The sequence below is a fragment of the bacterium genome (assembly GCA_023150945.1).
Classification (GTDB): Bacteria; Zhuqueibacterota; Zhuqueibacteria; order Zhuqueibacterales; family Zhuqueibacteraceae; genus Coneutiohabitans.
Genome location: JAKLJX010000014.1, coordinates 154,574 through 181,432, shown reverse-complemented (window position 1 = coordinate 181,432; position 26,859 = coordinate 154,574). Strand labels below are relative to the sequence as shown.

The 26,859-nt window shown below is 60.7% G+C and carries 22 protein-coding genes and 1 tRNA gene; 13 read left to right on the top strand and 10 right to left on the bottom strand.

The annotated features are described in order from the left end of the window. Positions 1-19: 19 nt before the first annotated feature. From rny to L6R21_18305, 10 genes are all read right to left on the bottom strand, one after another. Positions 20-1,588, bottom strand: a complete 1,569-nt coding sequence (gene rny / locus L6R21_18350; GenBank protein MCK6561162.1) for a ribonuclease Y — start codon at positions 1,586-1,588, stop codon at positions 20-22. A gap of 198 nt (positions 1,589-1,786) precedes the next feature. Then, on the bottom strand, positions 1,787-2,074 hold the full coding sequence (locus L6R21_18345) for a cell division protein ZapA (protein MCK6561161.1): 288 nt from the start codon (positions 2,072-2,074) through the stop codon (positions 1,787-1,789). 53 nt (positions 2,075-2,127) lie between these two features. Beyond that, positions 2,128-2,409 (bottom strand): cell division protein ZapB, encoded by a 282-nt coding sequence (gene zapB / locus L6R21_18340; protein ID MCK6561160.1) that lies wholly within the window; start codon positions 2,407-2,409, stop codon positions 2,128-2,130. Positions 2,410-2,461: 52 nt separating this feature from the next. Further along, positions 2,462-4,846, bottom strand: coding sequence for a phenylalanine--tRNA ligase subunit beta (gene pheT, locus L6R21_18335; protein ID MCK6561159.1), 2,385 nt, complete (start codon positions 4,844-4,846; stop codon positions 2,462-2,464). A gap of 197 nt (positions 4,847-5,043) precedes the next feature. Beyond that, complete coding sequence (gene pheS, locus L6R21_18330; protein ID MCK6561158.1) at positions 5,044-6,060, bottom strand: phenylalanine--tRNA ligase subunit alpha; 1,017 nt, start codon at positions 6,058-6,060, stop codon at positions 5,044-5,046. 157 nt (positions 6,061-6,217) lie between these two features. Then, positions 6,218-6,565: a 50S ribosomal protein L20 gene (rplT, locus tag L6R21_18325; protein ID MCK6561157.1), complete on the bottom strand. Its 348-nt coding sequence runs from the start codon at positions 6,563-6,565 to the stop codon at positions 6,218-6,220. 161 nt (positions 6,566-6,726) lie between these two features. Further along, positions 6,727-6,924 (bottom strand): 50S ribosomal protein L35, encoded by a 198-nt coding sequence (rpmI, locus tag L6R21_18320; protein MCK6561156.1) that lies wholly within the window; start codon positions 6,922-6,924, stop codon positions 6,727-6,729. A 20-nt stretch (positions 6,925-6,944) separates the two neighbouring features. Next, complete coding sequence (gene infC / locus L6R21_18315) at positions 6,945-7,466, bottom strand: translation initiation factor IF-3 (GenBank protein ID MCK6561155.1); 522 nt, start codon at positions 7,464-7,466, stop codon at positions 6,945-6,947. A 59-nt stretch (positions 7,467-7,525) separates the two neighbouring features. Next, positions 7,526-9,457, bottom strand: coding sequence for a threonine--tRNA ligase (gene thrS, locus L6R21_18310; protein ID MCK6561154.1), 1,932 nt, complete (start codon positions 9,455-9,457; stop codon positions 7,526-7,528). A gap of 37 nt (positions 9,458-9,494) precedes the next feature. Beyond that, positions 9,495-9,569, bottom strand: a tRNA-Val gene (locus tag L6R21_18305). A gap of 723 nt (positions 9,570-10,292) precedes the next feature. Between L6R21_18305 and bamA the strand changes: the two genes are divergently transcribed. The 13 genes from bamA (at position 10,293) to L6R21_18240 (ending at position 26,706) form a co-directional block, all read left to right on the top strand. Then, positions 10,293-12,641: an outer membrane protein assembly factor BamA gene (gene bamA, locus L6R21_18300; protein ID MCK6561153.1), complete on the top strand. Its 2,349-nt coding sequence runs from the start codon at positions 10,293-10,295 to the stop codon at positions 12,639-12,641. Between the two features lie 59 nt (positions 12,642-12,700). After that, entirely contained in the window at positions 12,701-13,264 is a 564-nt protein-coding gene (locus L6R21_18295) for an OmpH family outer membrane protein (GenBank protein MCK6561152.1), read from the top strand. A gap of 110 nt (positions 13,265-13,374) precedes the next feature. Beyond that, entirely contained in the window at positions 13,375-14,445 is a 1,071-nt protein-coding gene (lpxD, locus tag L6R21_18290) for a UDP-3-O-(3-hydroxymyristoyl)glucosamine N-acyltransferase (protein MCK6561151.1), read from the top strand. A 120-nt stretch (positions 14,446-14,565) separates the two neighbouring features. Beyond that, positions 14,566-15,966 carry a bifunctional UDP-3-O-[3-hydroxymyristoyl] N-acetylglucosamine deacetylase/3-hydroxyacyl-ACP dehydratase gene (locus L6R21_18285; protein MCK6561150.1) on the top strand — a complete coding sequence of 467 codons (1,401 nt, stop codon included), beginning with the start codon at positions 14,566-14,568 and terminating at the stop codon, positions 15,964-15,966. A 13-nt stretch (positions 15,967-15,979) separates the two neighbouring features. Beyond that, positions 15,980-16,807, top strand: coding sequence for an acyl-ACP--UDP-N-acetylglucosamine O-acyltransferase (gene lpxA, locus L6R21_18280; GenBank protein ID MCK6561149.1), 828 nt, complete (start codon positions 15,980-15,982; stop codon positions 16,805-16,807). A 111-nt stretch (positions 16,808-16,918) separates the two neighbouring features. After that, a complete protein-coding gene (locus L6R21_18275; GenBank protein ID MCK6561148.1) occupies positions 16,919-17,755 on the top strand; it encodes a lipoate--protein ligase family protein in 837 nt (278 codons plus the stop codon). Continuing rightward, positions 17,731-18,531, top strand: a complete 801-nt coding sequence (locus L6R21_18270) for a hypothetical protein (protein ID MCK6561147.1) — start codon at positions 17,731-17,733, stop codon at positions 18,529-18,531. Before L6R21_18275 ends, L6R21_18270 begins: the two co-directional genes overlap by 25 nt. A 107-nt stretch (positions 18,532-18,638) precedes the next feature. After that, entirely contained in the window at positions 18,639-19,802 is a 1,164-nt protein-coding gene (locus L6R21_18265) for a 1-deoxy-D-xylulose-5-phosphate reductoisomerase (protein MCK6561146.1), read from the top strand. A gap of 220 nt (positions 19,803-20,022) precedes the next feature. Continuing rightward, positions 20,023-21,072: an RIP metalloprotease RseP gene (rseP, locus tag L6R21_18260; GenBank protein MCK6561145.1), complete on the top strand. Its 1,050-nt coding sequence runs from the start codon at positions 20,023-20,025 to the stop codon at positions 21,070-21,072. Positions 21,073-21,168: 96 nt separating this feature from the next. Beyond that, complete coding sequence (locus L6R21_18255; protein ID MCK6561144.1) at positions 21,169-22,332, top strand: pyridoxal phosphate-dependent aminotransferase; 1,164 nt, start codon at positions 21,169-21,171, stop codon at positions 22,330-22,332. 60 nt (positions 22,333-22,392) lie between these two features. Continuing rightward, a complete protein-coding gene (gene gcvT, locus L6R21_18250; protein MCK6561143.1) occupies positions 22,393-23,502 on the top strand; it encodes a glycine cleavage system aminomethyltransferase GcvT in 1,110 nt (369 codons plus the stop codon). Positions 23,503-23,568: 66 nt separating this feature from the next. Beyond that, complete coding sequence (locus L6R21_18245; GenBank protein MCK6561142.1) at positions 23,569-25,980, top strand: DNA translocase FtsK 4TM domain-containing protein; 2,412 nt, start codon at positions 23,569-23,571, stop codon at positions 25,978-25,980. A 3-nt stretch (positions 25,981-25,983) separates the two neighbouring features. After that, positions 25,984-26,706 (top strand): outer membrane lipoprotein carrier protein LolA, encoded by a 723-nt coding sequence (locus L6R21_18240; protein ID MCK6561141.1) that lies wholly within the window; start codon positions 25,984-25,986, stop codon positions 26,704-26,706. Positions 26,707-26,859 lie beyond the last annotated feature (153 nt).

Here is a 26,859-nt window from a genome sequence, read left to right as displayed (position 1 = left end):
CAAATTTACAAGAGGAAATTCACTTGGCGAAATCCACTGCCCGGTATTCGCGCACGATGGTGACGCGAATCTGGCCCGGGTAGTGAACGTTTTGTTGAATCTTGCGGGCAATGTCCACCGCCATCTGCTCGGCGCGGGCGTCATCCACTTTGGTGTGTTCGACGATCACGCGAATCTCGCGCCCGGCCTGCAGCGCATAGGTGCGGATCACGCCGGGAAACGAGTTCGAGATGGTCTCCAGCGCCGACATGCGCTGAAAGTAGTTGGCCAGCGTTTCCTTTTGCGCGCCCGGCCGCGACAGCGAAATCTCATTCGCCGTGGCCACCAGGATGGAGGCCACGGTCAGCATCTGGCCGTTGCGATTGGGATTGTTGGCGAACAGAATGGCGTTCTCCACCGCTTCGTTTTCGCCGTAGCGCCGCGCCAATGCCGCACCCATTTCCGCGGCGCTGGTGTCGGTTTCCCGTTCGACCGCCGCGCCGATCTCGTGCAACAGCGCCCCGCGTTTGACGACCTGGGTTTCCAGGCCGACTTCGGCTGAGATCACGCCGGCAATCAGCGCGGTCTCGATGCTGTGCTGCAGCAAGTTTTGCCCCTCGCTGCTGCGATACTTGAGCTTGCCCAGCAGCCGGATCAGCTCCACGTGCAGGCCGTGCAGGCCCACTTCCAGCATGGCCTGTTCGCCGGCTTCGCGGATGAGTTCCTCGACTTCGCTGCGCGTCTTTTCGACCACTTCTTCGATGCGGCCGGGATGAATGCGGCCGTCGGTGATCAATTTCTCCAGCGAGAGTTTGGCGACTTCGCGGCGCACCGGATCGAAGCCGGAGAGCATCACCACGTCGGGCGTGTCGTCGATCAGCACCTCGATGCCGGTGACCGCCTCGAATGAGCGGATGTTGCGGCCTTCACGGCCGATGATGCGGCCCTTCATGTCATCGTTGGGCAGGCGCACGACGGAGACGGTGGATTCGACCACGTGGCTGATGTTGGTGCGTTGAATCGCCTGCACCAGAATGTCCTTGGCTTCGCGGCTCGCCACCATGCGGGCATGATCCTTGATTTCCTTGACCGTCTGCGCCGCCTCCTGCTTGGCGAGCTCGAGAAAGTTGTTGAGCTGGATGCGCTTGGCTTCCTCGTTGGTCAGTCCCGAGATCTGTTCGAGTTTCTTGTTCTCCTCGGCAATCAGACGGTCTAGTTCCTGGGCTTGCAGCTTGAAGCTGGCTTCGCGGCTGCGCAAGTTTTCCTCCAGCTTGGCGAGTTCCTGTTTCTTTTGATTCAGGAGGTCGACTTTGCGGTCGAGGCTGGTCTCGCGCGCGGCGAGTTGGCTTTCCTGTTTTTGGATTTGTTGCCGCCGGCTCTTGATCTCTTGTTCGAGATCCTGCCGCTTTTGAAACAGCTCATCGCGCACCTCCAGCAGCTTGGCCTGCTTCAGGTTTTCTGCCTCCTGGGTGGCCTCGGCGACGAGGTGGCGTGCCGTCGCCTCGGCGTGCGCGCTGCGCTCGCGGCCGATCTTCTGCCGCAGCAACCAGCCGGTCAGGATGCCGGCGCCGAGCGCCGCCACGATGAGCACGATCGCAGTGATCGTCATTCTTCCTCCAGTGCCTCCCGATTTCCCGACCACGAAATCGTCAGTCGCATGCTTGTGGACAAGTTAAGGTGAAAACAAAAAGCCCCGGCGGCAAGTCCTTCAAAGCCACGAAAAGCGCGCCAGCGGCTCGCGCAGAGCGTCGCGTCGTTTGAAGACCTTGTCACCGGGGCAATACCTGGGGGGCAGCCGGCTGCCGGTCTATTTCAGATTCTCATGCAAAAGCTTCGACAACTGTTCGGCCTTGGCCTCGAAACTCTTCAACAGACCTGCTTTCTCGTCGCGTTCGCGGAACAGCTCGTCCGCGATGTTCAGCGCCGCCAAAATCGCCACCTTCAGTGAGGATTTGGCCGCCGTACTCTGGTCGACTTCGCGCATCTTGCGATCGACGTACTCGGCCACACGGCGGATGTATTCAACATCGACCTCACCCCGGATGGGGTACTCGGTGCCGTAGATGTTGACCTTCAGAACTGTGCCTTCGGGCATAGGATATCGAGAAAAGTGTCTGCCATGAGAATGCCAAACGCGACGCCAGGATGTCAGAACTGCAGTTGCAGCTCCTCCAGCTTGGCCAACATCTCTTCAACCTTGCTGCGGATCTTCTCCTCCCGCTCCTGAAACTGGCGCGACTCCTCGGCGCGATGCTGCACGCTGCCCAGCTCCGCGCGCACCGCCTGCAATTCTTCCTCTTTCTCGCGTTGCCGCGCCTCCGCCGCTTCCAGCCGGCGGCGCAACTCCTCGTTCTCCACTTTGAGGGCTTGTATCATCTTGATCGCTTGCGCGATTTTTTCTTCCAAAACTTCGAAACGTTGGATATCCATACCATCCATCCTCGTCGAATCAACTGATAACCGCCTGCTGGGCCCGCCGCCGTCACGAACGCAGCTCGGCGCCGTACGCGCGGCGCAGTGCCGCCAGAATGCGCGCCAGCCGTTCTTCCACTTCCTCGTCGCGCAGCGTGTGATCCGCCGCGCGGAAGGTGAGGGAAAAGGCCATGCTCTTCCGGCCTGCCGGCACTTGCTTGCCGGTGTAGAGATCGAACAACTCCAGCCGCTCCAGCAAATGATCGCTGGCCTGCTCGATGACGGCGTAGATCTGCTCCGCCGGAATTTCCGCCGCAACCACGATCGCCAAATCGCGTTCCACCGGCGGGTACTTCGGAATACTCTGAAACGTCCGCTGCCAGTCCACGCTCGCCATCAGCTCGGCCAGCCGCAGCTCGAAATGAAAAACCGCAGGTTCAATATCGTAAAGCTTCAACACCTCCGGCTTCAGCCTGCCCGCGATGCCGAGCCGGTTGCCCGCCACCAGAATTTCCCAGCCGGCGGCGAGATAAGGATGATCTGCAAGCGGCTGGAAAACGAGCTTGGGCAGAGACAGCGCGCGTTCCAGCACTTCCAGCGCGCCGCGCAAATCCGGCAGGTCAAACGGGCGGGGTTTCCCCAGCCAGTTCGGGGTTTCCGCGGCGCCCACCGCAATCGCGGCCAGGCGCTGTTCCTCGCAAACCTCGCGGCCAGGCTCGCGCCAAAACGCCGCGCCGACTTCATACAGCCAAATGTCGCGATTCTTGCGATTCAGATTGTAGGCAAGCGAATTCAACAACGTGGCAATCACCGCCGGCCGCAGCACCGACAACTCCTCGTTGAGCGGATTCACCAACGGCAGCAACTGGCCCTCTGCCGGCAGAAAGGGCGTGGCCTGGCGCGGCGCGATCAAATCAATCGTGATGGCCTCATCGAAACCCAGGCCGGTCATCGTGCGGCGCAGCTTTTCCAGCACCTCTTCGGCGCGATTGCGCTCGCCGCCGACATTCACCTGCGAATGCAGTTTTTCCGGAAATTGGTCATAGCCGTGCACCCGCGCGATTTCTTCGATCAGATCGATCTCGCCCTGCAGGTCCGGCCGGGAGGTGGGCACCGTCACCTGCCAGGCTGCCGGCGATTTCTTGTTCACGCTGCAGGCCAGCCCGGTTAGAATTTTTTCCATGCGGCCGGCCGGCACCTTGCCGCCCAGCACGTGCGTGACGCGCCGCGGCCGCAACGTGATCTTGCCGGGCTTGATCGTCTCGGGATAAACCTCCGCGATCCCCCGCGCGATGACGCCGCCCGCGGTTTCCTGCATGAGTTGCGCCGCGCGATTGACGGCGAAGGGAATGCCGTTGGGATCCGTGCCGCGCTCGAAGCGCCGGCCCGCCTCGGAAGCCAGCCCCAGCCGTTTGGCCGTGCGCCGCACCACCAGCGGGTTGAAATGGGCGCATTCAATCAGAATGTTCTTGGTGGTTTCGCTGACTTCGGAATTCGCGCCGCCCATCACGCCGGCGAGCGCCACGCTGCGGTTGCCGTCGCAGATCATCAAATCGCTGGCGAGCAGCTCACGGTCCTGGCCATCCAGGGTTTGGAATTTTTCACCGGCGTGCGCGCGCTGCACGATGATACGGCGCCGTTCGAGCAAATCGTAGTCAAAGGCATGTTGCGGCTGGCCGGTTTCCATCATCACGTAGTTGGTGACGTCGACGATGTTGGAAATTGCGCGCACGCCCACTGCGTTCAGCCGCTGGCGCATCCACTTGGGCGAAGGTCCCAGGGTGATATTCTGCAGAATGCGCGCGGCGTAACGCGGGCAGCCGGCGGGATCTTTGATTTCAATGCGAATCAATTGGCCGGTCGGCGGCCCGCTCTCGCGCAGCTTGATTTTGGGCAGGCGCAGCGGCGTGCCGGTCAGCAGGCCGATTTCGCGCGCAATACCAATCACGCCCAGCGCATCGGGGCGGTTGGGCGCGATCGCCAGGTCGAACATCCAGTCGGAGGTCAGGGTCTCCCGAAAGCGCTGCCCCGGCTGCGCTTGGCCATTGAGCACAATGATGCCTTCCTTCTCATCAGACAAGCCCAGTTCCATCTCGCTGCAAATCATGCCCTGCGATTCCACTCCCATCACCTTGCGAGTTTGGATGGTGAGGCCGTTGGGCAGTGTCGTCCCCGGCGGCGCGACTGCCACCAGTTGATCGACGGCGACGTTGGGCGCGCCGCACACCACGCTCAGCGTCTGTGTGCCGATGGTGACGTCGCAGCGTTTGAGATGATCGGAAGCCGGGATTTTTTCGCAGGTCAGCACTTTGCCCACCACGATGGTCTCCAAGTCGGGCACGATGGAATGCCAGTCCTCGACCTCGAAACCGATCATGGGCAGGCGGTCGGCGATTTCTGCAGCCGTCAGCGGCGTCTCAACAAACTCGCGGAGCCAGGTATAAGTGATTTTCATCGGGCAACCGGTGTCATTCCCGCGGAATCATCAGTGGCAACGCGCGGAAGAGTGGCCGCGCGGCCGGCGCGATTCGTTCAGAATGACGATTGAAATTGGGTTTGCCGCTTCGCCCGGGGTGCGGGCGCCGGCGGCGATGCGTATCTTCTCAAACTTCCGCCCGGCAAGAGCGGACGGCGATCAGCGGGCAATTCGTCTCAGAACTGCCGCAACAGGCGAACATCGTTGTCATAAAACAGCCGCAGATCCGTGACACCGTACTTGCGCATGGCCGGCCGTTCGACACCCATGCCAAAGGCGAAGCCGGTGTATCTTTCGGTATCGATGCCCAGCCGCTCCAGCACGATGGGATTGACCATGCCACAGCCCAGCAGCTCGATCCACGACTGCCGTGCCTCGAACCACACGTCCAGTTCGGCGCTGGGTTCGGTGAAGGGGAAATAGCTGGGCCGGAAGCGCGTTTTGACGGATTCGTCGAAGAACTTGCGGGCAAATGCGGACAGCACGCCTTTGAGATCCGCGAAGGTCACGCCCTCATCGACCCACAAGCCTTCGATTTGATGGAAGACCGGCGAGTGCGTCGCGTCCGGCGTGTCTTTGCGGAAGCAACGGCCGGGCGCGATAATGCGGATGGGCAGCGGCTTCCGCTCCAGCGTGTGGATTTGCACCGGGGACGTGTGCGTCCGCAGCAAATGGGTGGTGCCGTTGGCCTGGCGCGGATCGGAAAGATAGAAGGTGTCGTGCAGGTCGCGGCTGGGATGATCCGGAGGCAGGTTGAGCGCTTCGAAATTGTAGTAGTCGGTCTCCGCCAGCGGGCCGGATTCCACGGTGAAGCCCATGCCCACGAAGATGCTCTTGATTTCGTCGAGCGCCTGCAACACGGGATGGCGCGACCCCAAACGGCGCTGGATGCCAGGCAGCGTGAGGTCGATCTGCGGGCCGGTCGTTTGCGGCTGGCTCAGGGCGGTTTGCCGGGCTGCAAAAGCCGCAGCGCTGGCATCGCGCAATTGATTCAAGCGCTGCCCCAGCCGCGGGCGGGCCGCCGGGTCGGCTTGCGCCAGGATTTTGAAGGATTCGGTGATCTCGCCTTTGCGGGCCAGATATTTGACCCGCACGGCTTCGAGCTCCGCGGCATTGGCGGCCTGTGCAAGCGCCGCCAGGAAGCGGGCTTCGAGTTGATCGAGATCGGCGAAAAGTTGTTCGGATACTGCCATGACCAGTGCTCGGGTTTGGAGATTTGTCCGTTCCTGCAGCCGTTGATTGCCGGCGGCACGAGCGGCGGGCGCAACCGCGTCACCGGAGGCGAGGCCTCACGGCCGCGGTGCGGGGAAAATGATTTCAGTTGACCTACCCTGCTTCCCCTGCCCGGCACTAGTTCTGCGCGAGACGCACGAGATTCTCAAAAGCCTGGGGATCATTCACCGCAAGATCCGCCAGCATTTTGCGGTCGATTTCGACTTGTTTCTTTTTCAGGCCGCTCATCAAGGTCGAATAGGTGGTGCCAGCGAGGCGGGCAGCGGCATTGATGCGGGTGATCCACAAGCGGCGAATGTTGCGGCGGCGGGCGCGCCGGTCGCGATAGGCGTAAGTGAGACCCTTTTCATAAGTCTCGCGCGCGCTGCGCAACAAGTTCTTCTTGCCGCCCCATCGGCCTTTGGTTTTGTTGATGAGCTTACGACGACGACGATGCGAGGGTACGGCATATTTTGAACGAGGCATAGAATGTCAACCTTTCCTTGGATCAAAAACCGCCAGGCGGCAAAGCGCTTGGCGCAAAAACGGCACTCCGCAATCGCGGGTGTTTGTGGCTGTTGAACGGCCCGGGCGGGTGTTGCCCCGGCCCGGGCGGGTGGCCGGCAGTCGCGTGCCGGCCGGGCAGATCAGGCGCGCGCCAGCAACCGCTCCATGCGCGGCGCGTCGGCGCGATGCACCAGAGTGCCCTGACGCAAACGGCGTTTGCGCTTGCGATCCTTCTTGGTCAGAATGTGGCTCTTGCCGGCGCGGTTGCGTTTGAGCTTGCCGCTGGCAGTGACGCGCAGCCGCTTGGCGGCCGAGCGGTTGGTTTTCAATTTTGGCATGATGGTCTCGCTTTGCTGGTCTATTTTTTCACGAAATATGCGACGAGATTGCGCCCCTCTTGCACTTGGCGCTCCACTTTGGCGATGTCGGCGAGCGACTCGACCAGGCGGGTGATCACGGCCTCGCCAAACTCGCGATGCACCATTTCCCGGCCGCGAAAGGTGACCGTGGCTTTGACTTTGTCACCCTTCTCCAGGAAGTCGCGCATGTGCTTGGACTTGAAGTTGAAATCGTGCTCTTCGATCTTCGGGCGGAACCGCACCTCTTTAACGTGGATGACCGCCGCCTTCTTGCGGCTGTCTTTCTCCTTCTTTCCCAACTCGTACTTGTATTTGCCAAAGTCCATGACGCGACAGACGGGGGGTTCGGCCTGGGGCGCGATTTCGACGAGATCGAGACCAGCAGCCTCGGCCGCGGCTTGCGCTTCTTGAATGGAAACGATCCCCACTTGGCTGCCATCAGCTCCGATGAGCCGCACTTTGGGCACGCGAATCTGATGGTTGATCCGAATGAACTTTTTCTGCTGTGACGTGGCTTTCAATCTCCTTGGTTGGTTAATTTCGTTCAGGCCTGCCGCCATGCTTCGCCCCGATCGCCGGGTCAGGACAGGGCTTTATGCGCGATTTCTTCCTGCAACTGCCGGGCAAATGCCTCGAGGCTGAACACGCCGAGATCGCCCACCTTGCGCTTGCGCACGGCAATTTGCTGCGCCTCGGCCTCCTTGGCGCCGACAATGACCATGTAAGGCGTCTTTTTGGTCTCGGCCTCGCGAATCTTGTAGTTGATTTTCTCCGGGCGATCATCCAGGTGGCTGCGCAAGCCGTGCGCCCGCAGTTGCTGCTCCACCGCGCGGGCGTAGGCGAGCTGGGCATCGGTGATCGGCATCACCACCACCTGCAGCGGCGCCAGCCAGAGCGGAAAAGCGCCGGCGAAATGCTCGATCAAAATGCCGATGAAGCGCTCCATCGAGCCGAAAGGCGCGCGATGGATCACCACCGGCCGGTGCTTCTTGTTGTCGCTGCCGACGTATTCGAGCTGAAAACGCTCCGGCATCACATAGTCCACCTGCACCGTGCCGAGTTGCCAGGTGCGGCTCAGCGCATCGCGAATCATGAAATCGATCTTGGGGCCATAGAACGAAGCTTCGCCTACGCCGATGAAGTAATCCAGTCCCATCTCGTCGGCAACTTCCTTGATCTCGGCCTGCGCCCGCTCCCAAAACTGCGCTTCGCCGCCGTATTTCTCGACATTCTCATCGCGAAACGAAAGACGCACGCGCACCTTCATATCGAAGGTTTGAAACACGAACTGAGTCAACTCCACCGTGGCGCGGATTTCATCGCGGACTTGATCTTGCGTGCAATAGATATGCGCATCGTCCTGCGTGAAGCCGCGCACCCGGGTGAGGCCGTTCAACTCGCCCGACTGCTCGTAGCGGTAAACCGTGCCGAATTCTGCCAGCCGCAGCGGCAACTCACGATAGCTGCGCGGCCGGGCCATGTAAATCAGATGGTGATGCGGGCAATTCATCGGCTTCAGCAGAAATTCCTCGTCCTCCAGCTTGAGCGGAGGAAACTGGCTGTCTTTGTAGTAAGGGTAATGCCCGCTGGTGCGATACAAGCTCAAGTTCGCGATGTGCGGCGTGATCACCGGCAGGTAGCCGCGCGCGCGCTGTTCTTGGCGCAGAAAAGCTTCCAGCGACTCGCGGATGATGGTGCCGTTCGGCAGCCACAGCGGCAGGCCGCCGCCGACGCTGGGCGTAATGTGGAAAATTTCCAGGTCGTGGCCCAGTTTGCGATGATCGCGCTTCTTGGCTTCTTCGAGCAGTTGCAAATGCTGCTGCAGCATTTCTTTTTTCGGAAACGAGATGCCGTAAATGCGCTGCAGCATCTTGTTTTTTTCGTTGCCGCGCCAATATGCGCCCGCAATACTGAGCAGCTTGACATGCTTCACCACGCCGGTAGCCGGCAAGTGCGGGCCGCGGCAGAGATCGACGAAATCGCCTTCGTGATACACGCTGGGACGGTCGTCTTCCAAATCGCGCAGCAACTCCAGCTTGTATTTGTCGCTGCGTTGCTCGAACAGCGCAACTGCGCCCTCCTTCGAGAGATCTTCGCGCTGAAACGGTTGATTGGCCGCAATCACCTCCTGCATTTTGGCTTCGATGCGGCCGAGATCATCGCCGGTCAATTTGGTATCGACATCGACGTCGTAATAAAAACCGTTTTCAATCGGCGGGCCAACCCCGAATTGCGCCTCCGGAAACAGCGCCTTGATGGCATGCGCCATGATATGTGAGGTGGAATGCCAGTAAACCTGGCGGCCTTCGGGATCGTCCCACGTCAAAAATTGCAGCGTGCCGTCTTCGCGCAGGGGGCGGTTGAGATCGATCAGTCTGCCGTTGAAGCGCGCGACCAGTGCCTTCTCAGCGAGCGAGCGGCCCAATTCCTTCACAATCTCCCGGGGCAGAATGCCTTGGGGGAATTGCCGGGTGCTGCCATCAGGAAATTGCACCTGGATGTTTTCGTTCATAGCCGGAGTCAGTTACACGTTCAGCATAAATAGAAAGTGGGCGGTACGGGACTTGAACCTGTGACCTCTTGCATGTCAAGCAAGCGCTCTAACCAGACTGAGCTAACCGCCCGGGGGAGATGAAAAGTAATGGTGCCAAAACGATAAGTGTTGTGGATCAAGATTGAAGACAATCTTGTGGTGGGAGTGGAGTTGTTGACAAAAGGCTGTAACTGATAGCGTCTTCGTCTGGTATTTCCGATAATGAAAATGTATCGCAGCGTCCCGCTTGCTCGTATTGAGGGATCATTTTCATGATGATTGGAGACCGTCACGCCCGTTTGATCATCCGGCGCGACCGACGTACTTTATCAGCGGGCCAAAGCCCGAAACCCAACTCACCACACGTCTCAAATCCTGAGCACGTTCAAAAGTGGCACGAAAATAAGAGTCAAATCACAAAAAGTCAACCGTTTTTTCCACCCACCGCATATTTCGTGTGCGTCCGCAAGCGCAGCCCATCACCATGTGTGTTCCTGCAACGGCTTGGCCGTTGCGTCAAAAACCTCGGAATTGCCACCGTGCGCGAAATCTTGGAAAGCCCGACTCAGCCGAGGTGGGAGCACTTTCCGATGAACACAGTTTGTCCGCGGCACTGCCGGCGGCGGAGCGCGGTTGACGTGGCCGTTGCCGGCCGCGGCCAGCGGTGACTGCGGCGTTTTCCGGCACCGCAGAACTAAATGGCTCTGGCAGGCGTCTAATGGCTTGAACAGCATGAAAAATCTGCTTTACATTCCTTCAAAAAATTGCTACCTTGCGCCGCTTTGAATCAAAATCAAGCCAGGGTGTTCACGTAATGAGTTGGGAAAAATTGTTTCGTTCCTGCGCCAGCATACTGCCTGTCTTTTTCTTGTTGTGGTTCGCCAGCGTTTCCGCCCAACCGCGGCAATCTTCCTTCAGCATTCTCGGCATCTCCGTCGAAGGCAATAAGACCGCCGACGCCAACTTCGTCCGGTTGAGCTCGGGCTTGTCGGTTGGTGAGAAGATCACCGGCGACGACATTCAGGATGCCATTCGCCAACTTGCCGGGCTTGACATGTTTGACGACCTCGCCATTCTGCTCGAAAAGCAGGTCGGCGATGGCGTTTATCTCGTCATCCGCGTGAGCGAGTTCCCGCGCCTGAACAAGATCGAATTGAGCGGCAACGACAAGATCAGCAAGAAAGACCTGGAAAAGGAGTTGACCTTCTTCAAAGGCCAGGTGATGAGCCCGCGCGAAGCCGCGCGCGTGCGCCGCAAAATCAAGAAGCTCTACGAGAGCAAAGGTTACCTGCTGGCCAAAGTCGAGCCGGCGCTCACGCCGGCGGGCGAAGACCGCGTCGATCTCGAAGTCAAGATCGAAGAAGGCAACAAAGTACAGATCGAAAAGATCAACTTTCACGGCAACACCTCCTTCTCCAACAAGAAGCTGCGCAAGCAAATGAAGAAGACCAAGGAGAACGGTTTCTTCGGCGGCGGGGATTTCGAGGCGGAAAAATACCGAGAAGATCGCGAGCTGGTGCTGGATTTCTACCGCTCGCAGGGCTTCCGCGAAGTCGAGTTCGTGCGGGATTCCATCTACTATGGCCCGCAGAAGAAGGACATGTTCATTGACATTTGGCTCACCGAGGGCGAGCGGCATACCATCGGCGACATTACCTGGGAAGGCAACACCCTCTACGACAGCCGCATTCTCGCGGCCATGCTCGGGTTCGGCAAGGGCGACGTTTACAGCTCGAAGAAAATTCGCGAGGCGGTCACCGAGCGTCTGGGCAGCCTGTATTATGACGCCGGCTACATCTATGCCACCGTCAATCCGGTGGAAAAAGCCCGCGAAGGCAACATCGTCGATTTGCACTTCCTCGTCACCGAGGGCAAGGCCGTCACCGTCAACAAGATTCGCATCTCCGGCAACACCAAGACCAAGGAAAAGGTGATTCGCCGGGAATTGTTCGTCCGGCCCGGTGATACCTTCAGCCGCGACATGCTCATTCGCAGCCAGCGCGAAGTGTTCGTGCTCAACTACTTTTCCGACGTCAAGCCTGACGTGCATCCGATCGATGACGAGAAAGTCGACGTCTCCCTGGAAGTGGTCGAAAAATCCACCGACACCGCCAACATGAGCGCGGGCTGGAGCGAGCGCGACAAGCTCATCGGTGCCATCGGCGTTTCGATGAACAATTTCCTCGGCAACGGCCAGCGGCTTTCCTTCGACTGGAATTTCGGGCGCAGCTTCCGCTCCTTCCAGCTCTCTTTCACCGAGCCTTGGCTCTTCGATTCACCCACCCTGGCCGGCATCAGCGTGTTCGACACCAAGCGCTCGCGGGTTTATTCCTACGACCGTTACGGCTATCGTAGCACCGGCGGTTCGCTGCGCCTGGGCCGCCGCCTGCGCTGGCCGGATGATTTCTTTCGCACGGATTGGATCTATCGCCTGCAGGCGCTGGAGTATTCCGATTTCCGCGAGGATTATGCGGCACTTTCCCCGGCCGAACGCCGCGCCATCGGCCTGGAAGATCGCCCGCTCACGCAAAGCTCGATTACCCACATCTTCAGCCGCAACAGCTTGAATCGGCCGGAATTTCCCACCGCGGGTTCCCAGGTTTCCCTCACCAGTGATCTCGCCGGCGGCCCCCTGCAGGGCAACGTCAGTTATCACAAACATCAACTGCAGGCGGATTGGTTCTTTCCGACTTTCGGCCCCTTCGTGCTGTTCACCAGCTTTCAAGCCGGTTATCTGGACGGTCTGCAGAAAAACAGCCGCATTCCCTTCACCGAGTTTTTCTTCATGGGCGGCTCGGGGATCTCGTCCACTTCCATCGCGTTACGCGGTTATGACGACCCCTTGACTTCGAATGAGTTCGGAGATTACGGGGTCGGCGGCAAGGCCATGTTGAAGTACACCGCCGAGTGGCGGGTGCCCATCGCGCCCAACCCCACGGTGTTCGGCTTGGTCTTCGCGGAAGCGGGCAACACCTGGTCGGATTTTTCGCGCATGGATCCCTATAATCTGCGCCGGTCGGTGGGAATCGGGGCGCGCATGTTCATGCCGCTGCTCGGCGTGATCGGCTTCGATTATGGTTACGGCTTTGATCACCTGGACAGCACCACCGGCAAGCGCAAAGGCCAGTGGAAGCCGCATTTTATCTTTGGCCGTAGTTTTTAATTCAGTGTAATTCGCAGAACCCACACACCATGCATCAGTCATTAATCAAGGAGGTAGGAGTGAAGGCATCCTACATGTGGATTGGTGGTTTGCTCATGCTGCTGTTCGTGCTGTACGCCAATCCGGTCGCTGCCCAGCCGAAAGTCGGCCATGTCAATACCCAGAAGATTTTGGAAGGCTTCAAGGAGGCGCAAGACGCGCGCAAGCAATTCGATGAGATCAATAAGGGCTGGGAAGAGGAGTTCAACAACATGCGCCGTGAGTACGCCCAGAAACGTGACGAGCTTGAATCGCAGGCGTTGTTGTTGAGCGAGGAGAAGAAGCGCGAGAAGCTGCTCGAACTGCAGAACCTGGAGCTGCGCATCCAGCAGTACGCCCAGGAAAAATGGGGCCAAAACGGCGAAGGGGAGAAGAAGCAGGCCGAGATCATGCAGCCGCTCAGCGACAAGATCGTCAGTGCCGTGAAAAAGATCAGCGAACAGGACAAGTTTGACTACGTCTTTGACAACGCCGCGAACATCATCCTCTACGTGAGCCCGAACCAGGTGGATTTGACCGCGAAAGTCCTGGAGGAGCTGAACAAGACCGTCGCGACCACCAAGCCGGCCGGCGCCACGAAATAACCCTCGTGCTGCACATGCGAGTTTATGGAGGTGTTCAGATTGCGCTTTCGGAATCGCCGAAAGGATGATCTGGCACCTCTTCGTGTTCATATGCCCAGCCAGGAGCAGCGGTGAAAATCGAGCCTATACGCCTCGCGGAGCTTGCGCGACACGTCGGCGGTGAGGTGGAGGGCAACGCCGAAACCGTGATTACCGGCGTTGCTCCCATCGAGCAGGCGGCCGGCGGTGATTTGACCTTTGTCGCGCAACCCCGTTTTGTCGATCAGCTCGACCGGACCCCGGCCGCGGCCGTGCTGGTCGTCAAGAGTCTGGCCGTGGCCGCCAACACCCGTGCGGCCCTGATCCGCGTCGACAATCCTTATTTGGCCTTTATCGCGATTCTCCAGAAGGTTTTGCCCGGCCCCGCACCGGCGAGCGGCGTCGCGGCGACCGCGCAGGTTCATGCGCGCTCGCGCGTGGGCAAAGACGTGAGCATCGGGCCTTATGCCGTCATCGAGGCCGGTTGTGAAATCGGCGACCGCGTGCAGATCGGCGCGCATTGCTACCTGGGGCCGCAGGCGCGCATCGGCGCAAACAGCGTGCTGTTTCCGCACGTTTGCCTTGGCCATGGCGTGGTGGTGGGTCGCAACGTCATCATTCAATTCGGCAGCGTGATCGGCTCGGACGGCTTCGGCTATCTGCGGCACGAAGGCCGCTATCACAAGATTCCGCATCTCGGCACGGTGGTGATCGAGGACGAGGTCGAAATCGGCGCAAACTGCACGATCGATCGCGGTACCTTCGGTCAAACCCATTTGCGGCGCGGGGCCAAGCTCGACAATCTGATTCACGTGGCGCACAACGTCGAGATTGGCGAGCACACCGTGATTGCCGCGCAGACCGGCATCTCCGGCAGCACCAAAATCGGCCGCGAGGTGACGATTGCGGGCCAGGTCGGATTTGTGGGCCACATCGCGATCGGCGACCGCACGACTTTCGGGGCGCAGGCGGGGGTGACGAAATCGATCCCGGCCGGCACGGTGGTGTCCGGCTATCCGGCCCGGGATCATGCGCAGGCGCGGCGCGAGGAAGCCGCCATTCGCCGCCTGCCGGAACTGCTCAAGCGCGTCCGTGCTCTGGAGAAATTGCTGGCCGCCGCCGGCCAGTTGCCGCCGGCAGCCGGATCCGCTGTTGACGACTGAAGGAGAATCTCACCAGCCCTCGCCGCCCGTCAGTGCCCCGCCGAACGATTGCTGCGGAGCCGGCACCTGCCGCCGGGCGGCCGGCTCAACCGAGAATGTCATCGTGAGGGAGTGTTGATGCTGCTGGAAAAACAGCGAACGATTGCACAGCCTGTTGCCATTGCCGGTGTGGGTTTGCACACGGGCAATAATTCCAACATGACGTTTCATCCGGCACCGCCGAACACCGGCATCTTTTTTCGCCGCGCCGATCTGCCCGGCCAGCCGCTCATCAAAGCCGATATCGACAACGTCATCGACATTTCGCGCGGCACCACCATCGGCCGCGGCGAGGTGGTGGTGCACACGGTCGAACACGTGCTGGCCGCGTTGATGGGCATGATGGTCGACAACCTGATCATCGAACTCGACAGCAACGAACCGCCGGTGTTCGACGGCAGTGCCATGCCTTTCGTCACCATGCTCAAGCAGGCCGGCATCGTCGAGCAGGATTCGCCGCGCGATTATCTGGTGATCGAAAAGACGATCGCCTATTCCGACGACAAGCGCGGCGTCGATATCGTGGTGTTCCCCTCCGACGAATTTCGCATCACCTTTCTCATCGATTACAAAAACCCCGCGCTCGGCACGCAATACACGGCGATGTATTCGCTGCAGGATGAGTTCGAAACCGAGTTTGCGCCGGCACGCACCTTCTGTTTCCTCTCGGAGGTCGAGGCGCTCTACCAGCAGGGCCTGATCAAAGGCGGCAACCTCGACAACGCCATCGTCATTGTCGATCGCAAGATCGAACCGAATGAAATCGGCCGGCTGAAGGAAATGTTCGGCGTGGCCGGCGACATTCGCCTGGACAACAACGGCATTCTCAACGGCGAGCAGCATTTTCGCTTCAAGAACGAACCGGTGCGCCACAAGGCGCTCGATCTGCTCGGCGACCTGGCGCTGCTGGGCGTGCGCCTCAAAGCCCACATTCAAGCGGCGCGCTCTGGCCATGCCGCCAACGTCGAGCTGGTCAAGCGCATCCGCAAGGAATATGAGAAGATCCAAATCACCTCGAAATATCAAGCCAAGCTCACCGGCGATTACGTCTTCGATGCCCAGGCCATTCAAAAAATCCTGCCGCACCGCTACCCCTTCGTGCTGGTGGACCGCATCATCGACCTGGTGCCGCGCGAGCGCGTGGTGGGGCTGAAGAACGTGACCTTGAACGAGCCTTTTTTCCAGGGCCATTTCCCCGGCCATCCCATCATGCCGGGCGTGCTGATCATCGAGGCCATGGCGCAAGTGGGCGGCATTCTGCTGCTCAACACCCAAAGCAACCCGGAAGACAAGCTGGTCTACTTCACCGGGCTGGACAAGGTGAAGTTCCGCAAACCCGTGCGGCCGGGCGATCAAGTCATCTTTGAATTGGAACTGGTCAAGCTGCGGCAGTCGCTCTGCAAAATGGCGGGCAAAGCTTACGTGGCCAACGAGCTGGTGTGTGAGGCCGAGTTGTCGGCCGCAGTAGTGAATCGCAACTGAGCGGGAGTGTCCTGTGGCGAGTATTCATCCGACTGCGATCGTCGCTGCGGCCGCGGAAATTGCCGACGACGTGGTCATCGGACCATATGCCATCGTGGAAGCCAACGTCCACATCGGAGCGGGCTGTGAGATCAAGCCGCACGTGCATCTCGCCGCGGGCACGCGGCTGGGCCGGAATTGCCGGGTCTTCACCGGCGCCGTGATCGGCACCGCGCCCCAGGATTTGAAATTCGGCGGTGAAGAAACCATGGTGCACATCGGCGACCGCACCACGATCCGCGAGTTCGCCACCATCAATCGCGGCACCACCGATCATTGGGAGACCCGCGTGGGCAGCGACTGCCTGATCATGTCGTACGCGCACATTGCGCACGATTGCGTCATCGGCAATCACTGCATTCTCGCCAATGCCGTCAATCTCGCTGGCCACGTAGTGCTGGAAGATTGGGCGGGCATCGGCGGCATGGTGCCGGTGCATCAGTTCGTGCGCGTCGGGCAGCACAGTTTCATCGGCGGCGGCTATCGCGTGGCCAAGGACGTGCCGCCCTACATCCTGGCGGTGGATGAGCCGTTGAGCTTCGCCGGCCTGAATGCCGTGGGCTTGCGGCGCCGCGGCTTCACCGAAGAACAACTGCTGGCGCTCAAGCGCGCCTACAAAGTTCTGTTCAAATCCGGACTGAATGTGAGCCAGGCGCTCAACCGGCTGCGCGCCGCCGGCGAGCTGACGCCGGAAGTGAAAACCGTGATCGCGTTCGTGGAAAAAAGTGAGCGCGGCATCATTGCCGGCGGGCACAAATCCTCCCGCGCTGCGCACGCACCGGCCATGAAAGATTCTGATTGAACGGGAAGCGCAACTGTCCCTGCCCGGCCCAGTTGCACGGCGTTGATGGCGTTTCCGGCCGGCGTGCTTGATCGCCGTTCAAGTTGGCGACTGAGGAGTTTGAAAGCGACGATGATGCCCTGGCGATTGCTTGACACCGGTTTTGCCGGCGGCGCCGACAACATGGCGCTCGACGCGGCGCTGGCGCGCGGCGGTTTGATGAGCGTGCCGACGTTGCGGTTTTTTCGCTGGCAGCCCTTTTGCATTTCGCTCGGCTATCATCAAGACGCCGGCGAGGTCGATCTCGACAGGTGCCGGGCCGCGGGCTTTGAGGTGGCGCGCCGGCCCACTGCCGGCCGCGCGATACTGCATGCGGAAGAATTGACCTACAGCGTGGTGATTCCGGCGGCGCACGCGTGGTATGACATCCTGCCGCTGGATTTGTACCGCAAGATCAGCGAGGCGCTGGTGGCGGGTTTGACGGCGCTGGGTGTGCCCGCCAGGTTTGCGCCGGGGGAACGGCTGCAGCAAGACGGCCGGCCGCTGCGCATGTCGTGCTTTGCCAGCGCCGCGCGCAATGAAGTCATTGTCGGCGGCCGCAAAATCGTGGGCAGCGCGCAACGCCGCTTTCGCGAGGGCGTGTTGCAGCACGGCTCGCTGCTCTTGCAGGACGGCCACGAGCAGTTGCCGGATTTTCTCAAAGGGGAGGCCGCCACGATCGCGGCCGAGCGCAACCGGTTGCTGGAGCATACCACCACGCTGGCGCGCGCGTCCGGCCGGGTGACCAGTTTTGCGGAAGCGGCGCCGGCGGTGCGGCGCGGCTTCGAGGAAACCCTGGGAATCGAATTGGCAGAAGGCGCAGTGCTGCCGGCAGAGCAGGCGTTGGCGGAAGCATGGCGCGAACGGTATAGCATTCTCACAACCAAATCCCTGGAGGAAAAACTATGCGAAAGCTCAGCGTTGTCCTGACGATGCTGCTGGTGGCGTGGCTGTCGAGCGAAGCGCGCGCGCAGAAATATGACTGGGAGGTGCAGACCAGTGACGGGCAATATTTGGCGCAAAACCAGATCGATGAGCAGGTCGAATCGCTGTTGAATCTGTTCAGCGCCCTGGTGGGCGGAGGCTTCGTCAACTCCGCGGCAGTGCACAGCCCGGGCGGCATTGACGTTCGCTTGAGCGGCGTGTTCACGCCGATTCCCGATGAATTCAAGGACATCATTCCGACGGTGCAGGATCCGCTGGAAGGCGCGAGCTATGTGCCGTTTGCCTTCCTGCATGGTAATGTCGGCCTGCCCGCCAACTTCGAGGTGTTCGGCCGCTTTTTCACGCTGCCGATCAAGGGTGATCCGGGCGGCAATGTGACGCTGGTGGGCGGCGGCTTGAAATATGCCATTCTCAAGGACAATCTCTCCACCCCCGGCATCATCATCGTCGGCGGCTATCAGACCATCCTGGTGCCGGAGGCCTTCAACTTCGGCACGGTGTCGACGATCAGCGCGAAGGCTTACATCAGCAAGAGCCTGCCGTTCTTCACGCTCTACGGCGGCGGCGGCATTGACCGCACCAGCCTGTCGTTGAACATTCCGGGCCTGCCGCCGGAGATCAACAAGGATTACGATGTCAACTATCCGCAAGGCACGGTGGGCGTCACCTTTGAGCCGATTCCATTTTTCAAGATCAACGTGGACGGCAATTTCGGCAAATACACCAGCTTCGGCCTGGGCGCGGCTTTGAGTTTCAGATAGACCGCGGCCAGCGCGCTGCAGAAAAAAATCCATCCGTCGCCGGCCCACCGGTTGGCCGGCAGCGGGTGGCTTCAACCTCATCGCAGTTTTGTTGTTCGCTATTGTTCATGAAACGCATTGGAATTTTGGGAGCGACCGGCTCGATCGGCGTCAACTGCCTGAAGGTGGTAGCGAGCCTGCCGGAAGAGTTTGAAGTCGCCTATCTCGCCAGCCATCGCAATCTCGAGCTGCTGTTGGAGCAGACGCGGCAATTTCGTCCGGCGGCAGTGGCGCTGGTGCAGCCGCCGCCGGGCCGGGAGCAGGCAGTGCGCGCGGAATTCAAACGCCTGGGCGCCGAACTGCTCTTCGGCGTCGAGGCGTTGGTCGAGCTGGCGGCGCGCGATGACGTGTCCGTCATGGTCAATGCCGTGGTCGGTTCCGCCGGCTTGCCGGCGACGGTACGGGCGTTGGAACATCGCACCACGGTGGCGCTGGCCAACAAAGAAACGTTGGTGACCGGCGGCGAATTGGTGATGGCAAGCGCGCGCCGCCACGGCGCGCATCTCATCCCCATCGACAGCGAGCACAGCGCGCTGTGGCAATGTCTGGCCGGCGAACCGCGCGAACGCCTGCGGCGGCTCATCATTACCGCCTCGGGCGGGCCATTTCGCGAGCGCGCGGCGGCGGACTTCGCCAGGATCACGGTGGCAGAAGCGCTCAATCATCCGAATTGGAGCATGGGTCCGAAGATCACCATCGACTCGGCGACCATGATGAACAAGGGCCTGGAGGTGATCGAGGCCTATTGGCTGTTCGGCCTGGCGCTGGCACAGATCGATGTGCTGATTCACCCGCAGTCCATCGTGCATTCGATGGTGGAATTCGTCGATGGCTCGATCAAAGCCCAGCTCAGCGTGCCGGATATGCGCCTGCCGATTCAATATGCGCTCACCTATCCGGACCGTTTGCCCAATGACTTTCCCCGGCTCGATTTCAGCCGCTGGCACACGCTCACTTTTCATGCGCCCGATTTCGACAAGTTTGCCTGCCTGCGCCTGGCCACCGAGGCGCTGGCCGCCGGCGGCACCGCACCGGCCGTGTTGAATGCGGCGAATGAAGAGGCGGTGCAGGCTTTTTTGGAGACTCGCCTGCGCTTCGATCAAATCCCGCACATGATTGCGGAAGCGCTCGCGCGGCACCGCAACGGTCATGAATTCAACCTGGCGGGCGTGCTCGCGGCCGATCGTTGGGCGCGCGAATTCGTGCGCGCAGCGCTGCCCCGGCTGCCCTGAATGCGCGCTGCTGCACAGGTGCCCAACCGGGCGCGGCTGCACAAAGCTATTGATTTTGGTACAGTGATTTGCTAGAGTGTGACCGCGGCTTGGGCAACAGGAGCGCGGCCGCCGTCTCGTTTTGCGGGGAGAAAGAGGGACAGGAGCAGTTCAATGAATGCTGCTGGTGGAGCCGGTCAAGCTCCACGGCAGAGGCACCAAGCATGAGTGAAGGAAAATCATGACGACGTTATTAGCGTTTGTATTTGTCATTGGCATTCTCGTTCTCATTCACGAGCTCGGCCACTTTCTCGCCGCGCGCTGGGCCGGCATTCGCGCGGAGCGCTTCTCTATCGGCCTGCCGCCTCACATTTGGAAAAAACAGATCGGCGAGACCGAGTATTGCATCGGTGCGCTGCCGCTGGGTGGCTACGTCAAAATGGCGGGGATGGTGGATGAGTCGCTCGACGCCAAGATCGAGGGCAAGCCCGACGAGTTCATGTCCAAGCCGATTTGGAAACGCGCCATTGTGATTGCCGCCGGCCCGGTGATGAACCTCGTGCTCGCCATCGTGCTGTTCGCCGGCCTGGCCTATTTCGTCGGCCTTCCCGAGCTGGTGCCGGTGGTGCGCGAAGTGCTCGCCGATTCCCCGGCGCAACGCCTGGGCCTGCAACCCGGCGACCGCATTCTGGCGGTGGCTGATCAGGAGATTCACACGTGGAAGGAGCTGACCGGGATCATTCACGCCAATCCCAACAAGCCGCTGGCGATCACGTGGGAACGCAACGGCGAGCGCATGCACGCCGAAGTGACGCCGCGGCTGGATCCTGAAAACAACATCGGGCTGATTGGCATCACCCCGCAGGACAGCCGGCGCCATTTCGGTTTTCTGGAATCCTGGCCCATGGGCGTGAACCTGTCGTGGCAGGTGACCAGCCACATGGGCAGAATGCTGGCGCGTTTGTTCAGCGGCGAAGGCTCGCTCAAACGGGAGCTGACCGGCCCGATCGGCATCGCGGTGATCGCCGGCGAGGCTGCCCGTCAGGGTTGGGAGAGCCTGATCGAGCTGCTGGCGCTCATCAGCGTCAATTTGGCGGTGATCAACTTGTTGCCGATCCCGGTGTTGGATGGCGGGCATCTGGTTTTCCTCGGCCTGGAGGCCGTGATGCGGCGGCCAGTCTCAGTGAAGACGCGGCTGGTCATGCATCAGGTCGTGATTGCGTTGTTGCTGCTGTTGACGGTGTTCATCACGTTCAACGACATTCAACGGCTGCTGCAAAAGGTCTGGTAGGCCGGCCCTTCACCGCTGTGGCAGCGGTGAAGCCAGTCGCTACCGGCTGTGGCCGCCGCCGGCAAGCCTCTCATTCTTGACGCCAGAGAAAGCCGCATGAGATTCGCGAAACGGATGAGTCGTCTGGGCACGGAGACCGCCTTCGAAGTGCTGGCGCGCGCCCGGCAACTCGAAGCGCAAGGCAAGCACATCATCCACCTCGAAATTGGCGAGCCTGATTTTGAAACACCTTCGTTCATCGTGGAGCAGGCGGTCACGGCGCTGCGCCGCGGCCGCACGCACTATTCGCCGGCGCCCGGCATTCGCGAGCTGCGCCAGGCGATTGTCGAAGACGTTGCCCGCACGCGCGGCGTGACGGTCGCCCCGGAAAACGTGGTGGTCACGCCCGGCGCCAAGCCCATCATGTTTTTTGCCCTGCTCGCCCTCATCGATCCCGAGGATGAAGTCATTTACCCCAATCCCGGCTTTCCCATTTATGAATCGGTGATTCAATTTTCCGGCGCGCATGCCGTGCCGCTGCCGCTGCAGGAGCGCAAGGGCTTCCGTTTCGAAATTGATGATCTCGAGGCGCTGATCACCCCGCGCACGCGCCTGATCGTCATCAACTCGCCGCAGAATCCCACCGGCGGCGTCATGACCCGTGAGGACGTGCAGGCGGTGGCAGAGCTGGCGCGCCAGCGGGATTTGTGGGTGTTGAGCGACGAGATCTACAAAGACATTCTCTACGCCGGCGAGCATGCCAGCATTCTCTCCGAACCCGGCATGCTGGAGCGCACGATTTTGCTGGATGGCTTTTCCAAAACCTATGCGATGACCGGCTGGCGGCTGGGTTACGGCGTCATGCCCGCGCCGCTGGCGCGCCAGGTCGAGCTGTTGATGATCAACAGCAACAGTTGCACGGCGACGTTCACGCAGGACGCGGGCATCGCCGCGCTGCAAGGCCCCAAGGAGGAGGTGCAGGCGTTTGTCGCCGAATTTCGCCGGCGCCGCGATTTGATGGTGGCCGGCCTCAATGAGATCAAAGGCGTGACCTGCAACAATCCGCTGGGCGCGTTTTACTGCTTTCCCAATGTCTCCCGCGTGCCGTTGGCCAGCAAGCCGCTGGCGGAACTGCTGCTCAATCAGGCCGGAGTGGCGGTGCTCTCCGGCACTGCTTTCGGAAAATACGGTGAAGGCTACCTGCGCCTGAGTTATGCCAATTCGGTGGAAAACATTCAGGAAGGCCTGCGCCGCATGCAGCGGGTCATCGAAGCGCTGTGAGACCCGCCCCACCCCGCCTCGCCTCCCCGGGGAGATGAGGCTACCGGAAAGAGTCCTGCTATGGAAAATGCCAGTCCCATCTCCGCCGTGAAGAAAACGCCGTTGCACGACGTGCATGTCAGTCTGGGCGCGAAGATGGTCGAGTTCGCCGGTTACTTCATGCCGGTGCAATACCGCGGCATCATCGAAGAGCATCACAAAGTGCGCCGCGCGGTCGGCGTGTTTGATGTTTCACATATGGGCGAGTTCGAATTCCGCGGCCCGGGCGCACTCGCGTTCTTGCAGCGCACGACCATTAATGACGTGGCGCGTCTGGCGCCCTATCAAGCGCAATACTCCGCCATGTGCTATCCCGACGGCGGCATCGTGGATGATTTGATTATCTACCGTTTGCCCGACCGCTATCTCGCCATCGTCAATGCCGCCAATCTGCGCAAGGATTGGGAATGGCTGCAGCAGGAGGCCACGCCCGCGGCCGGCATGGTCGAGGTCAGCGAGCAGACCGGTCTGCTGGCCGTGCAGGGCCGGCACGCACAGGACACCCTGCAGAAGCTCACCGCCGTGCATTTGAGTGAGATCAAATACTACTGGCTGGCGCCGGGTGAAGTCGCCGGCGTGCCCGCTTTGATCTCACGCACCGGTTACACTGGCGAGGATGGCTTCGAGATCGCCTGCGACGCGCGGCATACCGTCAAAGTCTGGGAGGCGCTCTTTCAGGCCGGCCGGGAATTCGAAATCGAGCCGATCGGCCTGGGCGCGCGCGACACGCTGCGGCTGGAGATGAAGTACTGCCTGTATGGCAATGATATCGACCAAACCACCAATCCTTTGGAAGCCGGGCTGGGCTGGATTACCAAACTCGACAAGGGCGACTTCATCGGCCGGGATGCCATTGCCAACGCCAAAGCGCAAGGCCTGCGCCGCAAGCTGGTGGGATTCGAGTTGCCGGGCAGGCACCTGGCGCGGCACGGCTATGCGATTCTGAAAGACGGCGCCACCGTCGGCCATGTCACCAGCGGCACGTTTTCACCCAGCCTGCAAAAGGCCATCGGCATGGGTTACGTCGCGGCCGCGCACAGCGCGGTGGGAACCGAAGTGGTGGTGGATGTTCGCGGCCGGTCGATTGCCGCGCGCCTCGTGACGACGCCGTTTTATCGCCGGGACTATTGAAACGCGGCCCGCGCCCCGCAGCCGGGCTGGCCGACACCTATTACCTCGTGAGGCGGTGAAAGATAGATGGCGGGAAAATCCGTGAAACTCTCGCAGCGGCAAAAAGAAGAGATTCTTGGGATTCTGCTGCTGATGCTCGGCGTGCTCGTGTTGGCGAGTCTGGTTTCCTATGATCCCGCCGAAGAGCCGCAGGGCATCCAGTTCATCAAGATCCATAATGCCATGGGCGTGGCGGGCGTGTACATTTCGTATGTGCTCATCAAGATTCTGTTCGGCTATTCCGCCATTTTGATTCCCTTCGTGGTGATGGCCTGGGGCTGGTTTTACTTCCGCGGCTACAAGCGGGAGAAGATGGTGAATGCGACCTATGTCACGCTGCTGGCCGCGCTCTATTTCGCCACCTGGCTGGGTTTGCCGCACGCCATGCAGGAAGGCAGTCCGGAAGTCAATTACTCCCATTCCGGTTTGATTGGCGCCTTCCTTTCGCATTTCCTGCATCGCGCTTTGGGCGCCATCGGCAGCGTGATCGTGATGCTCACCCTCGGCGCGGTCACCTTGATGGTCGCAACCCAGATGAGTCTGCATGAAGTCTTGCGCAAGCTGATGGCAGGCCTGAGCCGGGTGCGTGAGTTGTTCGCAGGCGGCTGGACTTCGTTGCGGGACTGGCGGCCGGCGATTCCCAAACCCTCGCCAGCGTCCTGGCGCGCTGCTGAGCCGGACGACGAAGAAGAGCCTGCGGCTGCGGCAGCAGAGCCGGTGGCCGAGCCGAAGGAACCGCGCTGGAAGAAGCTCGCGCGTCTGCGTGCCGCCGAAGATCACAGCAGCGGCAGCGTCTTTCCCGGCGCGAGTTTTCCGCCGCCTGCCGGCACCGGCAACGAGAAAGTCGCCTTCGACGCGGTTCGCCCTGCCAAAGCGGAAGCACCGGCGGAGGCGGGCCGCGCCCTCGAAGCGGACAAGCCCAGGCCCGCGGGCAACTACATCTTTCCCTCGCTGGAATTGCTCAGTGTGCCGCCGGCAGAACAGCAAAAGGTGCAGAGTCGCGATGAGCTTCTGAGCCTGGCGCGCGTGTTGGAAGAGCGGCTGCTGGAATTCGACGTCGAGGGCAAAGTGGTCGAGATCAACCCGGGCCCGGTGATCACACGCTACGAATACGAGCCGGCGCCCGGCATCAAAGTCTCGCGCATTACTGCGCTGGCCGATGATTTGGCGCTCGCCATGCGCGCCAAGCGCATCCGCATCGTCGCGCCCATTCCCGGCAAAGCCGCGGTCGGCATCGAGCTGCCGAATCCCGAGCCGCAAATGGTGGATTTACGCGGCCTGCTCGATTCCGATGCCTTCCGGCAATCGACCTCGCCGCTGACCATCGCGCTTGGCAAGACCATCTCCGGCCAGGTGTATGTGACCTCTCTGGAAAAAATGCCGCACTTGCTCATCGCCGGCGCCACTGGCTCGGGCAAAAGCGTATGTTTGAACACCATCATCGCCAGCATTCTCTACAAGGCGCATCCGCGCGATGTGCAGTTCGTGCTGGTCGATCCCAAGCGGCTGGAGCTTTCCAGTTACCGCATGCTGCGCCGCCACCATTTGAACTATCGTGATGATTTGAACGAAGAGGTGGTGACCTCGCCGCAAAACGCGCTCGCGATCTTGCGCAGCCTGGAATGGGAAATGGAGAACCGCTACACCCTGCTGGCGCGGGTTGGCTCGCGCAACATCGCGGAGTACAATCAGCGCCTGCGCGAGGGCAAGCTCGCTGCGCCGGAGGAACCCGGCGCGCCCGAGGGGGAACTGGAACTGAAACCGCTGCCTTACATCGTGTTGGTGATCGATGAGCTGGCGGATCTCATGCTGACCGCCGCCAAGGAAGTCGAGGAACCGATCGCGCGTTTGACCCAGCTCTCGCGCGCGGTCGGCATTCATCTGATCGTGGCAACGCAGCGGCCCTCGGTGGATGTGATCACCGGCGTGATCAAAGCCAACTTCCCGGCGCGCATCGCCTTTCAAGTGGCCTCGAAAATCGATTCCCGCACGATTCTCGACATGAACGGCGCGGAAAAACTGCTGGGCAGCGGCGACATGCTCTTTTTGCCGCCGGGCAGCCCGGAGGCGGTGCGCATTCACGGCGCCTATGTTTCCTCGGAAGACATCGAACGCACCATCGAGCATATCCGCAATCAGCCGGCCTTCGAAAGGACCCTGCTGCCGGTGCGGCAGGAGGACAGCGGCACGGATGACGGTTACGGCCCGGCGGCAGACGGCCGCCGCGATGAGCTTTTTCACGAAGCCTTGAAACTGGTGGTGCGCCACCAGCAAGGCTCGATCTCGCTGCTGCAGCGCCGCCTGAAGATCGGCTATTCCCGCGCCGCGCGCTTGATCGACGAGTTGGAAGCCGCGGGCATCGTGGGCGCTTTTGACGGCAGCAAAGCCCGCGAAGTCCTCGTGGATGAATCTTATCTTGAAGAAATGGGATTGGAATAAAAGATGAACGCTTCTGCTTTGTTTGGGGCGCCCGGCGCCCGCACTTCCGCCACGGTTTCCCGCGCTGTTTCGTTCCGCAATCGCCTGCTGCTGTTTGCGGGACTGGCAGTCACGCTGGGGTTCGCGCCGCGCCAGGACAACAATGCCGATAAGATCATCGGCCGCGTGCGCTCCACCTATGAAAAGCTCGAAGCCATGACCGCGGATTTTCAAAAGGAATACACCTGGGCGCTCGCCGGCGAAACCCAAACCCTCACCGGCAAGCTCTATCTCAAAAAGGGCGACCGTTACCGCGTCGAGACCGACCTGCAAACCATCGTCACCGACGGCAAAACCGTGTGGACCTACTCGGTGGACAAGCAGCAGGTGTTCATCGACAACATGACGAAATCGCAGGAGAATCCCCTGCCGCGGGACTTGCTCATCAAGTACACCAACGATTTCAAGGCGGAATATCTGCGTGATGAACGCTTCGAGCAGAGCGACTGTCACGTCGTGCGCCTCTCCCCGCGCCAGGAGGATGAATCCTTCGCCAAATCGGTGACGGTTTGGGTGGACAAAAAGAGCTGGATCGCGATCAAGATCGAGCAAGTCGACCTCAACGAAAATCTGACGGTTTACAAACTGCAAAATATCGCGATCAACCCGACGCTCGCGGATCAATTGTTCACGTTCAAGATTCCGGACAACGTGGAAGTGGTGGATTGGAGGGGAACTGCGAAGTAACCGCCGCGATCTTGGAGAGGTTACGTGCACCGCCGAGCCGCTGAGTGAGCTGGGAATTCAATCCAGCAGCACTCCGCGACTCGGCGGTGTTCTTTTTTTGGGGGGGAATAAGGCCTCTGCACTTGACATCGCGTTTCGGCTGATGCTTGCTTG